The organism is Bhargavaea sp. GQ12 (genome assembly GCF_059758705.1).
Window position 1 is genome coordinate 23,359 of sequence record NZ_JCAXEU010000009.1, and the last position, 13,770, is coordinate 37,128.

General features: G+C 55.4%; 16 protein-coding genes. 14 read left to right on the plus strand and 2 right to left on the minus strand.

Annotation, left to right across the window (positions count from 1 at the left end; all coding sequences use genetic code 11):
• Positions 1-13: 13 nt before the first annotated feature.
• The 7 genes from AC6CHQ_RS09670 (at position 14) to AC6CHQ_RS09700 (ending at position 5,035) form a co-directional block, all read left to right on the plus strand.
• Positions 14-424 (plus strand): immunity protein YezG family protein, encoded by a 411-nt coding sequence (locus AC6CHQ_RS09670; RefSeq protein ID WP_251239370.1) that lies wholly within the window; start codon positions 14-16, stop codon positions 422-424.
• 128 nt (positions 425-552) lie between these two features.
• Positions 553-897: a YrhA family protein gene (locus AC6CHQ_RS09675; RefSeq protein ID WP_432803565.1), complete on the plus strand. Its 345-nt coding sequence runs from the start codon at positions 553-555 to the stop codon at positions 895-897.
• A gap of 20 nt (positions 898-917) precedes the next feature.
• The gene (locus AC6CHQ_RS09680) at positions 918-1,331 is read left to right on the plus strand and encodes an immunity protein YezG family protein (protein ID WP_251239371.1); all 414 of its coding nucleotides are present in this window, start codon (positions 918-920) and stop codon (positions 1,329-1,331) included.
• A 242-nt stretch (positions 1,332-1,573) separates the two neighbouring features.
• A complete protein-coding gene (gene dppA / locus AC6CHQ_RS09685) occupies positions 1,574-2,398 on the plus strand; it encodes a D-aminopeptidase DppA (protein WP_498081445.1) in 825 nt (274 codons plus the stop codon).
• The gene (locus AC6CHQ_RS09690; RefSeq protein ID WP_498081446.1) at positions 2,395-3,318 is read left to right on the plus strand and encodes a S66 peptidase family protein; all 924 of its coding nucleotides are present in this window, start codon (positions 2,395-2,397) and stop codon (positions 3,316-3,318) included. Before dppA ends, AC6CHQ_RS09690 begins: the two co-directional genes overlap by 4 nt.
• Before the next feature lie 75 nt (positions 3,319-3,393).
• Positions 3,394-4,122 (plus strand): gamma-glutamyl-gamma-aminobutyrate hydrolase family protein, encoded by a 729-nt coding sequence (locus AC6CHQ_RS09695; RefSeq protein ID WP_251240054.1) that lies wholly within the window; start codon positions 3,394-3,396, stop codon positions 4,120-4,122.
• Positions 4,109-5,035 carry a dipeptidase gene (locus AC6CHQ_RS09700; protein WP_251240055.1) on the plus strand — a complete coding sequence of 309 codons (927 nt, stop codon included), beginning with the start codon at positions 4,109-4,111 and terminating at the stop codon, positions 5,033-5,035. Before AC6CHQ_RS09695 ends, AC6CHQ_RS09700 begins: the two co-directional genes overlap by 14 nt.
• Positions 5,036-5,128: 93 nt before the next feature.
• On the opposite strand, the gene AC6CHQ_RS09705 is transcribed toward AC6CHQ_RS09700, so the two are convergent.
• Positions 5,129-5,491 (minus strand): DUF3899 domain-containing protein, encoded by a 363-nt coding sequence (locus AC6CHQ_RS09705; protein ID WP_251240056.1) that lies wholly within the window; start codon positions 5,489-5,491, stop codon positions 5,129-5,131.
• Between the two features lie 132 nt (positions 5,492-5,623).
• Between AC6CHQ_RS09705 and AC6CHQ_RS09710 the strand changes: the two genes are divergently transcribed.
• From AC6CHQ_RS09710 to AC6CHQ_RS09735, 6 genes are all read left to right on the plus strand, one after another.
• On the plus strand, positions 5,624-7,276 hold the full coding sequence (locus tag AC6CHQ_RS09710; RefSeq protein WP_092053521.1) for a peptide ABC transporter substrate-binding protein: 1,653 nt from the start codon (positions 5,624-5,626) through the stop codon (positions 7,274-7,276).
• Positions 7,277-7,372: 96 nt separating this feature from the next.
• Complete coding sequence (locus tag AC6CHQ_RS09715) at positions 7,373-8,305, plus strand: ABC transporter permease (protein ID WP_092053518.1); 933 nt, start codon at positions 7,373-7,375, stop codon at positions 8,303-8,305.
• Complete coding sequence (gene opp3C, locus AC6CHQ_RS09720; RefSeq protein WP_092053515.1) at positions 8,302-9,354, plus strand: oligopeptide ABC transporter permease; 1,053 nt, start codon at positions 8,302-8,304, stop codon at positions 9,352-9,354. Before AC6CHQ_RS09715 ends, opp3C begins: the two co-directional genes overlap by 4 nt.
• An 11-nt stretch (positions 9,355-9,365) precedes the next feature.
• The gene (locus AC6CHQ_RS09725; RefSeq protein WP_251240057.1) at positions 9,366-10,445 is read left to right on the plus strand and encodes an ABC transporter ATP-binding protein; all 1,080 of its coding nucleotides are present in this window, start codon (positions 9,366-9,368) and stop codon (positions 10,443-10,445) included.
• Complete coding sequence (locus AC6CHQ_RS09730; RefSeq protein WP_251240058.1) at positions 10,442-11,485, plus strand: ABC transporter ATP-binding protein; 1,044 nt, start codon at positions 10,442-10,444, stop codon at positions 11,483-11,485. The genes AC6CHQ_RS09725 and AC6CHQ_RS09730 overlap by 4 nt, the downstream gene beginning before the upstream one ends.
• A 200-nt stretch (positions 11,486-11,685) precedes the next feature.
• Positions 11,686-12,165, plus strand: a complete 480-nt coding sequence (locus AC6CHQ_RS09735) for an acyl-CoA thioesterase (RefSeq protein WP_092053506.1) — start codon at positions 11,686-11,688, stop codon at positions 12,163-12,165.
• A gap of 39 nt (positions 12,166-12,204) precedes the next feature.
• On the opposite strand, the gene AC6CHQ_RS09740 is transcribed toward AC6CHQ_RS09735, so the two are convergent.
• On the minus strand, positions 12,205-12,675 hold the full coding sequence (locus tag AC6CHQ_RS09740) for an immunoglobulin-like domain-containing protein (protein WP_498081447.1): 471 nt from the start codon (positions 12,673-12,675) through the stop codon (positions 12,205-12,207).
• A gap of 124 nt (positions 12,676-12,799) precedes the next feature.
• Here AC6CHQ_RS09740 and AC6CHQ_RS09745 point away from each other — a divergent pair, with 124 nt between their 5' ends.
• Positions 12,800-13,750 carry a hypothetical protein gene (locus AC6CHQ_RS09745; protein ID WP_251240060.1) on the plus strand — a complete coding sequence of 317 codons (951 nt, stop codon included), beginning with the start codon at positions 12,800-12,802 and terminating at the stop codon, positions 13,748-13,750.
• Positions 13,751-13,770: the final 20 nt, after the last annotated feature.

Consider the following 13,770-nt stretch of genomic DNA (forward strand, 5'->3'; position numbering starts at 1 on the left):
GGGAGTGAAGCATTTGGCTCGGAAAACGGAAGAGATCTATCAAGCACTAGCCAATCAGTTGAATGACCTGATCCCTGAGCAATGGGAAAAGGTTTTTCTTTACGTGGAAGATTGGAATGATTCATCAACCGCCTATTTCTTTTATTACCCTGCAGAGGGCACAGGTCCAGTGCTCAGCCACGACACCCCGGAGCGGTTTGATATGGACCCGGATGACTTCGAGATAAAGGAGTATGAGCTTGGCGAAACAGGGCTTTCCCTTCAGCGGGGTTTCAGGGAAGACGGTCAGGAGCCGTGGACAAGTTTCACCTTTATCCTGGAGCAAAACGGCCAGTTCAAGGTGGACTTTGGCTATGAGGATTTAAGCGAAGTCGATCCCGGAGAGCAGCGCGAAGCGTGGAAGGCCAGGTATGGGATTGAATAAGACGGATCGAATCAATGTCAATTCTCCAGGAGAGACGGACTAGGATGAAAAAACAGATGGAGATCGTTAATCGAAGAATCCAAGTTCCGGACGGCTTCCCGAGCCGTTAGCATCCGGTTTATTGATCGATGAGGTTTATAAAATGGGCTACCGAAAAGACGAGGAATCAAGCTTTTATCAACGATTACATTGATTTAATGAAGATCACTAACGGATTGCAGTACAACGGTTTGGTAATCTACAACATCAATCAGGATGATCAGAACAACAGCGTTTATGCTGCCAACAGAATCTGGTGGGAACAAGAATGGAACCGCAGCTACATCTTCTTGGCTGACTCCAGTATCTCCTGGTATTGTTTTGACCTGACCGACAATATGTATTACGAACTGGATAAACCCAGTGGAGATCAGATTCAGGAATTCAGTTGTCTTGAGGAACTCGTCACCAACGCGATCGATGACGTCTTATAGAAGACGGGGTGAAATAATCTATGCTTGACCAAAAGGAAATTTTCCAAGAGGCCGCTCAAGTTATAAATGACCTCATACCGGAAGAATGGAACAAAGTATACTTATACGTCGAAGGCTGGGAAGACTTCTCTACCGAATACTTCTATTACGATCCGGCAGACGGAAGAGCGCCGGTTCTGAGCCATCAAATCCCCACACTTTTCGACTTGGACGAAGAAGAATTCGAAGACCGTGAATTCGAACTGGCGGAACGGATCCTTGACCTGCAAGATGCTTTTAAGGAGCTGGGGCAGGAGCCATGGACAAGCCTCACCTTCATTCTTGAATGCAACGGCCAATTTCATGTGGAGTACGGCTACGAAAATCTCAGAGATGTGGAAATGGTGGAACAGCGTGAAGCGTGGAAGGCCAAATATGGGATTGAATCAAAGTAGAATTAATAAATATACATACCAGACAACGATATGGAACCGAGCCCCGTGCCCTGAAGTCAGCGGAAGATATTATGACGAAGACCTGATGGTCCTGAGATGGTAATCGTAAAGCGGAAGCCCACTCCGGCTTCCGTATTTTTCATGTTCAGCAGGAAATCGCATTGTCCGGCACCCCTTGTTCTGCTAAAGTGGACTTGTATTTCGAAAACGAAAATAGTTCTGAAAAGAAAGAAGGCGAACCGATGAATATTTATCTTTCGGTCGACATGGAAGGGATCACGGGCATCCCGGATTACACGTTCGTCGATTCATCCCAGCATAACTACGAAATCGGGCGGAGCCTCATGACGGGGGACGCCAATGCGGTCATCGAGGGGGCGCTGGCCGGCGGGGCAGAGCATTTGCTCGTCAACGACAGCCATTCGAAGATGAACAACCTGCTGCCTGAGAAGCTGCATCCGGAAGCGGAGCTGATCAACGGTGGCGTGAAGCTGTACTCAATGGTGGAAGGCCTTGACAGCACGTATGACGGCGCCATCTTCACGGGCTATCATTCACGAGCGGGACAGCCGGGGGTCATGAGCCACTCGATGATCCATGCGGTCCGCAACATGTGGATCAATGATCAGGAAATCGGGGAAATCGGATTCAATGCGTACATCGCGGGTTATCACGGTGTGCCGGTCATCATGGTGGCAGGGGACGACGGAGCCTGCCGCGAAGCAGAGGAACTGATCCCGGGTGTGGTGACGGCGGCGGTGAAAAAGTCGCTGACACGCTCCGCGGTCCGGTCCTTGTCCCCACAGAAGTCGCATGAACTGCTTAAGGAGAAGGCGGCGGAAGCCATTGCGAACGGCAACAACGTCAAGCCGCTGACGCCTCCGGATAATCCGGTGCTCCGCATCGAATTCACGAACTATGGCCAGGCCGAATGGGCGGCATTCATGCCGGGCTGCGAAATCGAACCGGGATCGACGGTCGTCCGGTTCGAGGCGAAAGATATCCTGGAAGCGTACAGCGCGATGCTCGTCATGATCGAGCTTGCGCTGCAGACCACCTACCGATGACGGAACTCATCCGTCCGGAGCGGCTGAAACGGGGCGACACCGTCGGCATCATCGCCCCGTCCAGCCCGCCGAAAACCGAACAGCTGACCCGCTCGCTCGCCTTCCTGGAGTCGCTCGGCCTCAACTGGAAGATCGGAAAGGCTGTCGGGAAAAAGGAGCGGTATCTCGGGGGAACCGATCAGGAACGCCTGGACGACCTGCACGAGATGTTCAGGGACCCGGAAGTCAAAGGCATCATCTGTGCAAGAGGGGGTTATGGCGCCGCCCGTTATCTCGAGAAGGTCGACTACCAGATGATCCGGGAAAACCCGAAGATTTTCTGGGGGTATAGCGACATCACTGCGCTCCACCAGGCCATCCATATGTATTCGGACCTGGTGACGTTCCACGGGCCGATGCTCGAGTCGGACGTCGCCAAGGAAGACTTTGATCCGCTGTCGGCCAAACTCTTTGCGCAGCTGTTCCAGCCGCTCGAGCTGCACTATGACGAATCTGTCTCGCCGCTTACCGCGTATTCCGGCGGAAGCGCGTGGGGTCAATTGATCGGCGGCAACCTCTCACTGATTGCTTCAAGCATTGGCACGAAGTTCGCCCCTTCGTTTGACGGGAAGCTTCTCCTTATCGAAGATACCGACGAGGAGCCGTATCGCACGGACAGCATGCTGACGCAGTTAAGGCAGTCGGGTGTTCTTGATCGTGTGGCCGGCATCGTCATCGGCGACTTTAAATATCCTAAGAATCATAAGGGCGACTTCTTCTATGAAGAGGTGTTCAAGGACTTCTTTGAAGGGTTCGGTAAGCCGGTCGTATCCGGTTTCCGGATCGGTCACTGCCAGCCGCACTTCGCGGTCCCGCTCGGCGTCGAGGCATATCTGGACGCCGATGCAAAGACGCTCACCATCCTGCCGGGCGTGGAGTAAGGAAAACAAGCACGGGACTTATGCATGAGGCTAACATTAGAATCAATGAAGGTTAATATAAGGGGGAAATTCACCATGAAACCGCTTATCGGCATCACGACCCATGTTGAACTTGACTATAAGCACGTCCTGAACCACGACTACATCACTGCTGTCCAGCGGGCCGGCGGCATCCCGCTGCTCATCCCGATCGACACGGAAAACGACGCGGACCGGATCCTTGAAGCACTCGACGGCCTTGTCGTCTCCGGAGGTGGCGACATCGATCCGACCCTATTCGGCGAGGAGCCGCATCCAAAGCTCGGAGAGATCTCGCCGGGCCGGGATGCATCGGAGCTTGCGCTCATTAAAGGGGCACTCGAGCGCGACATGCCACTTCTCACCATCTGCCGGGGCCTTCAGGTCATGGTCATCGCCGAGGGTGGCGACATGTATCAGGATATCTATTCCCAGATCGACCGTGAATTGCTCCAGCACAGCCAGCGCGCAAACCGGGTTCATCTGTCCCATTTCGTCGAGGCGGCGCAAGGCAGCATTCTGCGGGAGGCCGCGCAGGCAGAGAAGTTCCGGGTGAATTCTTATCACCACCAGGCGGTGCGTGATGTGAAGGCGCCGTTCGCAATCTCCGGCGTTGCGTCCGACGGCGTGATCGAGGCGGTCGAGAGTACGGAGCACCGGTTCGCGGTCGGCGTCCAGTGGCATCCGGAAGCACTTGCCGCAGCAGGGGACAGCACATCACTCCGCCTGTTCGAGCGGTTCATCGAAACAGCAAAGGAAGGGGCGGGAAGTCTTGCAAATCATTGACCTGCACTGCGACGCATTATTGAAACTGTATGAAGCGGACGGCAAGATCCGGTTTGCCGACGCACCGGAACTGGATACCAACCGCGAACGCCTCCGCGAGGGCGAGATAAAGCTTCAGGCTTTCGCCATCTTTATCTGGCCGGGTATGAAGGCCGAGGAAAAGTTCCAGGCGGCCCTCGATCAGGTTCACTGGTTCTACACCGATGTCCTCGGGAACAACCCGGAAATGAAGCTGATCCGGGACTGGTCGGATATCGATTCATTAAAAGAAGGCGAGACGGGCGCGCTACTTACGCTCGAAGGTGTGGATGCGATCGGCAACGACCTGAAGAAGCTGTCTATCCTCCACCAACTTGGTGTCCGATCGGTCGGACTGACCTGGAATAATGCGAACCTGGCAGCAGATGGTGCCGGCGAGCCCCGCGGAGCCGGCCTCACGACATTCGGCCGGGAAATCGTCCGGTTCAACAACGAACACCAGATCCTGACCGACGTATCGCACCTGTGCGAGAAAGCGTTCTGGGACGTGATCGAGACTGCGGATTACCCGATTGCGAGCCACTCGAATGCCCGGGCAATCCGTGATCATGTCCGGAACCTTTACGACGACCAGGCGAAGGCGCTGTTTGATAAGGGCGGCATGATCCATGTTGTCTACTGCCCGGCATTCATAAAGGAAGGCGGTTCAGTGACCATTGATGACCTGATCCGTCACATCGAACATTTCTGCGGCCTCGGCGGCGAGAAATTCATCGGCCTTGGCTCCGACTTTGACGGCATTGCCGACAAAGTGGAAAACCTGTCCGATGCCTCCATGCAGCAGAATCTCATCAACGAACTGCTGAAACGTTATTCGGAAGACCAGGTCAAAGGCTTCGCCTACCGTAACTTCCTCGAAAACCGTCCGAAGTAACAAAAGACAAGGAACCGCTTCTGCGGGACCTTGTCTTTTTACATGACCTGATTCGACATATTTCCCGGGAAATAGCCACCGGCCAGCTTCGTCCTATTCCATTGCCAGCACCGAGGCAATGATGCTCACTATAAACAGATAGAGCCCGAAAAGCAGAACAGCACGATAAGGCAGAGGTCCCTTTTTGAATTCCGGGTCTTCCTTCCTGCCTTCGGATTCTCTGATAAAGCTTTCTTTCCTGCTAAGAGAACGGAAGAATTTCCTCCAATTTTTTGTAAAAGTCTCTGTTACTTCATGTCTGGCGATATAAAGGACGCCACCTGCGATGAGGACCAGAATGCTTGCCCAAAATAGCAAGTCGGCAGCCCGGACAGGGTCTGGAGTGCGCGTCATCCACGACCATCCGACAAACATCGGGGGAATGACAAAAATAATCGGGACAAAACGTCGATACATAAGCAGACTTCCTTTCACGAGCGTAAATGGTAACGATTCCAAATTTCTAAATTGTGAAAAAAGATATTGCTTTCTATCGATAGTATACGTAAAATAGGATTACATTTCGATAGAGACAAGGGGGAAAATAGCATGAACAAAAAGTGGGTATCCCGCTTCATGGCTCCGGCCGCAGCGGCTCTTATTCTCGCGGGCTGCAACTTCAGCGGTTCCGGTGATGAGGCGTCCGGAGATTCGGAGGGCGGAAGCGCCGAAGGGGACGGCAGCTCCGCACAGGTGATTACGCTGAGCGAAGGCTCGGACATTCCGACGATGGACTCCACGAAGGCACATGACTCGATCGCCTTCAACGTCCTGAACAACATCAATGAAGGGCTCTACCGCCAGAATGAGTCCAACGAAGTGGAACTGGCCATGGCGGAAAAGCATGACAAAAATGAAGATGAAACCGTTCACACGTTCACGCTCCGTGAGCAGAACTGGAGCAACGGCGAGCCGGTGACCGCCCAGGACTTCGAATATGCATGGAAGCGCGTTATGCGTGAAGCCGGTCCTTACAACTACATGCTCGTTACGGCAGGCATAAAAAATGCCGAAGCGATCATGAATGAAGAAGTGGACGCGGAAGAACTTGGCGTCAAGGCCGTCGATGAGAAGACACTTGAAGTGACACTCGAGGCACCAAACCCGCTATTTGAAACCCTTCTTGCATTCGCGACATTCCTGCCTCAGAACCAGGCATTCGTGGAAGAGCAGGGAGACCAATATGCACTTGAAGCCGAAAACGTTCTTGCAAACGGACCGTTCGTATTCTCCGAATGGCAGCAGGAACAGGGCTGGACGCTTGAAAAGAACGAAGATTATTGGGATGCCGAAAACGTCAAGCTCGATAAAGCCGAGTTCGTCGTGATCAAGGATCCACAGTCCGGTGCCAACCTGTATGAAACAGAAAAAGTCGACCGTGTGAAGCTGACGTCTTCTCTTGTCGACCAGTATCAGGACAATGAAGGATTCACGAACGAAAAGGCGTCAGGCATCGTGTTCCTGCGCTTTAACCACAACCATGAAGTACTGAGCAACGCGAACATCCGCCGCGCAGTCAACATGGCGATCGACCGTGATGGCCTGACAGACGTTATCCTCAAAGACGGCTCCACGCCGCTTTACGGAGTAGTTCCTGAAGGGTACTACAACTCCCCTGAAGGCCAGGACTATCGTGAGCTGAACGGCGACATCAACAAAGGCACACCGGAAGAAGCACAGGAATTCTGGACAAAAGGCCTTGAAGAAGCCGGCATCGACAGCCTGACGGTTTCCCTGAACATCGCGGACACGGATGAAATGAAGAAAGTCGGCGAATATCTTCAGGCCCAGCTGGAAGATAACCTGCCTGGATTCAAGCTTGAGCTGAAAGCAGTTCCATTCGCACAGCGTCTTGAAATCGAGAAAGCGATCGAGTACGATCTCTCCCTCTCGACATGGGGCCCTGACTACGCTGACCCGATGACTTACCTCGACATGTGGGTGGATGGCAGCTCGGCGAACCGGATGGACTATGTTAATCCGAAGCTGGATGAGCTTGTAGCCGAAGCACGCACGGACACGGACCTCAGCAACCGCTACAAGACCCTCCTCGAAATCGAGAAGGTTCTCCTTGAAGAAGATGCCGCGGTCGCACCGCTTTACCAGCGGGGCAATACGTACCTGACCCGTCCGAGCATCGAGAACCTCGTCATCCACCCGGCTGGCGCGGACCTCTCGCTCAAGTGGGCATCGGTCAAGTAAACCTTTTATAGCAGCAGACAAGCGGGGGAGCCACTGGTGCGGCCCCCGCTTTTTTTCCTTTAATTGCACCGATTTATAAAGCGAGGTGACCACATCATGAAACGCTATCTGCTTCAACGCTTTGCCTATGCAGCACTCACATTGTTCATCATCGTATCCGCGACATTCCTGCTGATGCAGCTTCTTCCGGGTACGCCTTACTCGAACGCGGAAAAGCTGACCGAGTCGCAGCGGGCGATCCTCGATGCGAAATACGGGCTCGATAAACCGGTGGCGATCCAGTACCTCACCTATATCGGAAACCTGGTCCAGGGTGATCTCGGGTACTCGTTCCAGTATCAGGGACGCACGGTCATGAGCATGATCGGCGACCGCATCGGGCCTTCCGCGCTGATCGGCCTTCAGGGCCTCGTGTTCGGTACGATCATCGGCCTGGTACTCGGAATTGTTTCGGCGCTCCGCCACAACACTGCGCTCGACTATGCATCTGTGACGATTGCCGTCCTCGGCATGTCCATTCCATCGTTCGTCTTTGCGGCGCTTCTTCAGTACTATATCGGCGTCAAACTCGGCTGGCTGCCGGTTGCACTATGGGAGAACTATCAGAGCACCATCCTGCCGTCGCTTGCCCTGTCTGTGACGGTTATCGCAACAGTCGCCCGGTTTATCCGGAGTGAAATGCTCGAGGTGCTCGGGCAGGATTATGTCACGACCGCACGGGCAAAAGGGCTGAATGAATCAGGTGTAATCTGGAAGCACGTCATCCGGAACGCCCTCATCCCTGTCGTCACGATGCTCGGTCCGCTCGCCGTCTCAATCATGACGGGGACCCTCGTCATCGAGAAGATCTTCGGGGTCCCGGGTCTCGGGGAGCAGTTCACACTGTCGATCCTCGTGCTCGACTACAGCGTCATCATGGGCATCACGCTGCTTTACAGTGCGCTCTTCATCTTCGTCGTCTTTGTCGTGGATGTGCTGTACGGCCTGCTTGACCCTCGGATCGACCTGAAAGGGGGAAGCAAGGCATGACGACCATCCAGCCGAATGACGGAGACTCCAAGAATCTCCGCAGCACAGACCGTCCGGCGGAACCGTCCGCGGATCTGTTCGTCCCGCAACCTCTGGATTCCACGGTGCGCGAGGAACTCGCGGCGCCGGCACCGACTTTCTGGAAAGAGGCGATGGAGCGCCTGTTCAAAAACAAGGGCGCACTCGTTTCCCTGATTCTTCTGATCATCCTCGGGGCGATGGCACTTATCGGCCCGTCTATGAACGAATTCACTTACCGTGAACAGCATATTCCGCACTCGAACCTTCCGCCGAAAGTCGCGGGCCTCGAATGGCTCGGATTTGACGGGAAAGATGTAAATGGCGTCGACCAGTACGCCCAGCGCGGCGTTGAGACGAATTATTGGTTCGGCACCGACGAGTTCGGGCGGGACCTGTGGACGCGTGTTTGGAAGGGAACACAGATCTCTTTGTTCATCGCGCTTGTCGCAGCGTTCCTCGACCTCGTCATCGGGGTCATCTACGGCGGCATCTCCGCTTATTACGGGGGCCGCATCGATAACGTCATGCAACGGATCATCGAGATCCTGACAGGGATCCCGAACCTGATTGTGATCATCCTGTTTATCCTCATACTTGAGCCGGGCATCCGGTCGATCATCCTCGCAATGATCATCACCGGCTGGGTCGGGATGGCGAGGGTCGTCAGGGGGCAGATGCTCCAGCTGAAGGGACAGGAATTCGTCCTCGCCTCGCGGACGCTCGGGGCCTCGGATTCAAGACTGATGAGGAAGCACCTGCTCCCGAACGTCATGGGGCCGATTATCGTCACCGTCATGTTCACGATTCCGACAGCGATCTTCTTCGAAGCGTTCCTGAGCTTTATCGGCCTCGGCCTTCAGGCACCGCTCGCCTCACTCGGGGTCCTGATCGAGGACGGCTACGACGCGATCCGTTCGTTCCCGTATAAACTGCTTATTCCTGCGGTCGTCATCAGCCTTGTCATGATCTGCTTCAACCTGCTGGCTGATGGGCTGCGCGACGCGCTCGATCCGAAAATGAGAAAGTGAGGGGTCAAAAAATGGACAAAAACATCCTTGAAGTCAACAACCTGCATGTTTCATTCAAGACCCGCAACGGCGAGGTCCCGGCGGTAAGGGGCGTCAACTTTTCTCTGAAAAAAGGGGAGACGCTCGCCATCGTCGGCGAGTCCGGCTCCGGCAAGTCGGTGACCGCGAAGTCGATCATGCAGCTATTGCCCAAGCAGAACACGATCATCCCCGAGGGCGAGGTCCTCTATGAAGGGAAAAATCTGCTCAAGTTTTCGAAGAAAGAGATCCAAAACGTTCGCGGGTCGGACATCTCGATGGTCTTCCAGGACCCGATGACCTCGCTGAACCCGACGATGAAAATAGGAAAGCAGATTACGGAGGGGCTTTCCCGCCATATGAAGCTGACGAAAAAGCAGGCCCGTGAGCGTGCGAAGGAGATGCTCGAGCTGGTCGGCATTCCGAACGCGGAAGCCCGGCTCGACGCTTATCCGCATCAGTTCTCCGGCGGGATGCGCCAGCGCGTCGTCATTGCAATCGCGCTTGCCTGCAACCCGAAGGTGCTGATCGCCGATGAGCCGACGACGGCGCTTGATGTGACGATCCAGGCACAGATCCTGCGGCTGATGCGCGGCCTCCAGGAAAAGACAGACACGGCGATCATCCTGATCACACATGACCTCGGAGTGGTCGCCAACATGGCCGACCGGGTCGCCGTCATGTATGCGGGGGAAGTCGTTGAACAGGGTACGCTGGATGAAATCTTCTACAGGCCGCAGCATCCGTACACGCTCGGGCTGCTCCGGTCGATGCCGAACCTGGACGCCCCCCGTACCGAACCGCTCATCCCGATCCCGGGATCCCCGCCGGATCCGGCATCGCTTGGCACGGGCTGCCCGTTTGCCGCGCGCTGCCCATACACGATGAAGGTGTGCCACGACCACAACCCTGGCTACACGGCAGTGAGCGGCACGCAGGCCGTCCGCTGCTGGCTTCAGGATGAGCGTACGCCGGAAGACCATATACCGGAAGTGATCCGGAAGGGCCGCCAGACGTCGGAAATCGCCGCCGATCAGGCCGCCATCGATGCAGCGGGAGGAGTGCCGGTATGACACAAGAACTTAAAGAACACCACGACGCAAATGCCGGGCAGAAAGACCTGCTCGTTGTAAACAACTTGAAAAAGCATTTCCGCCTTGACCGAAAAACCGTGCTGAAGGCGGTCGACGGCATCAGCTTCTCGATCAAAGAGGGCGAGACGCTTGGCCTTGTCGGCGAATCCGGATGCGGCAAATCGACGGTTGGCCGTACACTCACCAGGATCTATGAGCCGACGGACGGAGAGCTTGAGTTTGACGGGCTTAAAATCAAGGGCCGCCTCGACCGGAAGACGAAAAAACGGATCAACCGCGATGTGCAGATGATCTTCCAGGATCCCTACTCGTCCCTGAACCCGCGGATGACCGTCTCCGAAATCATCTCGGAAGGGCTCGTCATCCACAATCCGGACATGTCCCCGAAAGAAAGGGAAAAACGTGTCCATGAACTCCTTCAGCTTGTCGGCCTGAACAAGAACCATGCGGGGCGTTACCCGCACGAGTTCTCCGGCGGTCAGCGCCAGCGGATCGGCATCGCACGGGCGCTTGCCGTTGAGCCGAAGTTCATCGTTGCCGATGAGCCGATCGCGGCACTCGACGTATCGATCCAGGCCCAGATTGTCAACCTGCTTAAGGAGCTGCAGGAGGAGCGAGGACTCACGTACCTGTTCATCGCTCACGACCTTTCGATGGTCAAGTACATCAGCGACCGCATCGCCGTCATGTATCTCGGCAAGATCGTGGAGCTCGCGGGGAGCGATGAGCTGTATGAAAAGCCGCTACATCCGTATACCCAGGCACTGTTGTCGGCGATTCCGCTGCCGGACCCGGAAAAAGAACGCACCCGCGAGCAGATTGTCCTGACGGGTGACGTGCCGAGTCCGACCGACATTCCGTCCGGCTGCCGGTTCCGCACCCGCTGCCCGTTCGCGATGGACAGCTGCGCGGTGATCGATCCGGAATTTCGCGAAGTCGAGCCAGGCCACTCTGTCGCCTGCCACCTGTACGACGCGGAGATCATGGCAAAGGAAGGCAAGGAATTAAAGACCGTTTAATGCTGAAATCCCCGGCGCGCCGGGGATTTTTTCTTTTCCTTGCTAATGGTGGAGTCGCAATAAGGGGTGGGAAGTTGCAACAAGGTACCGGAAGTTGCAACGAGGCTCCCGCACCCTTGTACGGTGCATCCCGCGCCCGATTCGGGTATACTGTTGCGTACCAACCCGGACGAATATCCGGGCAGAAGAGGTGTTGCCCTATGGCAGAAGCGATTCCCATGAGCCGTTCGCGGACGAAAACGACGAAACTCGTCATGCCGCCGGACACGAACCATCACGGAACCATTTTTGGGGGCCAGGTGCTGGCCTATCTGGACGAAATGAGCGCGATCGCGTCGATGAAGCATGCCGGCGCGGCGGTCGTCACGGCATCGATCGACTCGGTCGATTTCGTCTCGCCTGCAAGGGTCGGCGATGTACTGGAGATTGAAGCCGTCGTGTGTTCCACCGGTCGGACGTCAATGGAAGTGTTTGTGCAGGTCCACTCGGTCGACATCGTCACGGGTGCCCGCAAGCTGACGACCGAATCGTTCGTCACGATGGTCGCGATGGATGAAGAAAACAAGCCGACGCCTGTTGCCCCGGTGTACCCGGAGACAAAGGCGGAAAAAGCCCTGTTCGACAAGGCCCCGGCCCGCCGTGCGAACCGGCAGGAACGCCAGCAGATCAAGCATTCGTGATGAAAAGCCGTGCAGCGGATAACTCCCGCCGCGCGGCTTTTATTTCACTTCGAACTCTGCTGCGACTGAAATTTCCTGCCCGTCCTTGCTATTGACAGTTTTCACAAGACGGTACATTCCCGGGTTAAGGGCTGTGCCGATGTCTACGGTATCCAGTACCATCCTGTCCGACCCGCCCGGATTCAGCATCTTGCCGAAATCCCTGAATTCCGGATCCCGGTAAAACACGGCATCGGAATAGATGAGACCGTGCCAACCTTTAGCCGTCTTTTTTTCGAGTGCCGCATACCTGCCGTAACCAAAATGCTCTGCGCTCTGATTCGTCAGTTCATAGATGATTTTGTAATGCCCATCATCAGTCCGCACGTCCAAGATCTCCAAAAAAGCACCGGATCGGGAGGACGCCATTTCCTGATCGGGAACGGGATCGGGGAGCAGTGCCGGTCCTGTTTCCCTGCTGCACCCCGAGATGAGCAGCAATAGAATCAGAACCCGAGTTATCCGGGCCATCTTCACCACCTCTTTACAACAGCGTACTGCCATTTTGTCCGGAAGACGTTGATGCCCGTCAAGAAATGGGAAATGAAACCTGAGAGTGATAAAATCGTAAGTAAATCAGGGGGTGCTTGGATTGATGAGGGAAGAAATCTACGACCGGCAGACCGAGCTCCGGATGCGTATGACGGAGCGGGACCGGATGAAAAAGCGGTATGAAGCAAAAGAGACAGAGCGCGCAGAGGCCAGGCGTAACCATGACCGGCTAAAGTCGCGCCTCACGAAAGAGCAGCAGGACGTCCTTCGGCTGGGCCAGTTTTCGTTTGCCAACAAGTTCCGCCAGCTGACCGGCAAGATGGATGAAATCATGGAAAAGGAACTGAACGAGGCAGCCGAAGCCGAGCTGAAGTTCAATGAAGCCGAGAAAGTGCTCATGGACCTGGAAGAAGAAACGTCCGCGCTGAAAGCTGAGCTCAACCGTCCTGATTATGAGTTCCTCGATGACGACTGGGAAGCGTTTCTGCAGGAAAAGGAACTGTGGATGCGCAACAACGATGAGGCCGCAGTCAAGAAGCTCCAGCAGGTGGCCGATGAACGGGCGATGCTCCAGTCGCTCCGCCGGGAGATCGAGGAAGCGATCCATGCCGGCCAGGATGCAGGCCGGGTGCTGCAGTCCGCAATGAGCCAGCTCGGCAATGCGGAAGGAATGTCGATGTGGGATACATTCCTTGGCGGCGGCATGATCGTCACGGCGATGAAGTACTCCAGCATCAACAGCTCCGATGACAAAATCCACCGCGCACAGCGTGCGCTGCGCCGTTTCCAGTCAGAGCTTGCGGATGTTGAGGAATTCGACCAGCACCGCCTGACGGTCAACAAGGGAGATTTCCTGAACTTTACGGACTTCTTCTTCGATAACATGTTCACGGACTGGATGGTCCACTCGCGTATCACGGAAGCGAAAGGCGAGCTGGACCGTGTCCTCGTTGATGTTGAGCGAGTGCTGCGTGAACTCCGCGACCGGCTCACGCGTACCAATGAAGAGATTGCGCGCCTTGCCGCACGGGAGCGGGAGATCATTCTTTCATAATCAGCAAAGCACCCGGGACC

What these genes read in the sequence shown, in the direction of transcription:
- AC6CHQ_RS09675 (WP_432803565.1), top strand. Translation starts at nt 553, where the DNA reads ATGAGGTTTATAAAATGGGCTACCGAAAAGACGAGGAATCAAGCTTTT.
- AC6CHQ_RS09695 (WP_251240054.1), top strand. Translation starts at nt 3,394, where the DNA reads ATGAAACCGCTTATCGGCATCACGACCCATGTTGAACTTGACTATAAG.
- AC6CHQ_RS09710 (WP_092053521.1), top strand. Translation starts at nt 5,624, where the DNA reads ATGAACAAAAAGTGGGTATCCCGCTTCATGGCTCCGGCCGCAGCGGCT.
- opp3C (WP_092053515.1), top strand. Translation starts at nt 8,302, where the DNA reads ATGACGACCATCCAGCCGAATGACGGAGACTCCAAGAATCTCCGCAGC.
- AC6CHQ_RS09735 (WP_092053506.1), top strand. Translation starts at nt 11,686, where the DNA reads ATGGCAGAAGCGATTCCCATGAGCCGTTCGCGGACGAAAACGACGAAA.
- AC6CHQ_RS09705 (WP_251240056.1), bottom strand. Translation starts at nt 5,491, where the DNA reads ATGTATCGACGTTTTGTCCCGATTATTTTTGTCATTCCCCCGATGTTT.
- AC6CHQ_RS09740 (WP_498081447.1), bottom strand. Translation starts at nt 12,675, where the DNA reads ATGGCCCGGATAACTCGGGTTCTGATTCTATTGCTGCTCATCTCGGGG.
- AC6CHQ_RS09680 (WP_251239371.1), top strand. Translation starts at nt 918, where the DNA reads ATGCTTGACCAAAAGGAAATTTTCCAAGAGGCCGCTCAAGTTATAAAT.
- AC6CHQ_RS09745 (WP_251240060.1), top strand. Translation starts at nt 12,800, where the DNA reads ATGAGGGAAGAAATCTACGACCGGCAGACCGAGCTCCGGATGCGTATG.
- dppA (WP_498081445.1), top strand. Translation starts at nt 1,574, where the DNA reads ATGAATATTTATCTTTCGGTCGACATGGAAGGGATCACGGGCATCCCG.
- AC6CHQ_RS09690 (WP_498081446.1), top strand. Translation starts at nt 2,395, where the DNA reads ATGACGGAACTCATCCGTCCGGAGCGGCTGAAACGGGGCGACACCGTC.
- AC6CHQ_RS09730 (WP_251240058.1), top strand. Translation starts at nt 10,442, where the DNA reads ATGACACAAGAACTTAAAGAACACCACGACGCAAATGCCGGGCAGAAA.
- AC6CHQ_RS09715 (WP_092053518.1), top strand. Translation starts at nt 7,373, where the DNA reads ATGAAACGCTATCTGCTTCAACGCTTTGCCTATGCAGCACTCACATTG.
- AC6CHQ_RS09725 (WP_251240057.1), top strand. Translation starts at nt 9,366, where the DNA reads ATGGACAAAAACATCCTTGAAGTCAACAACCTGCATGTTTCATTCAAG.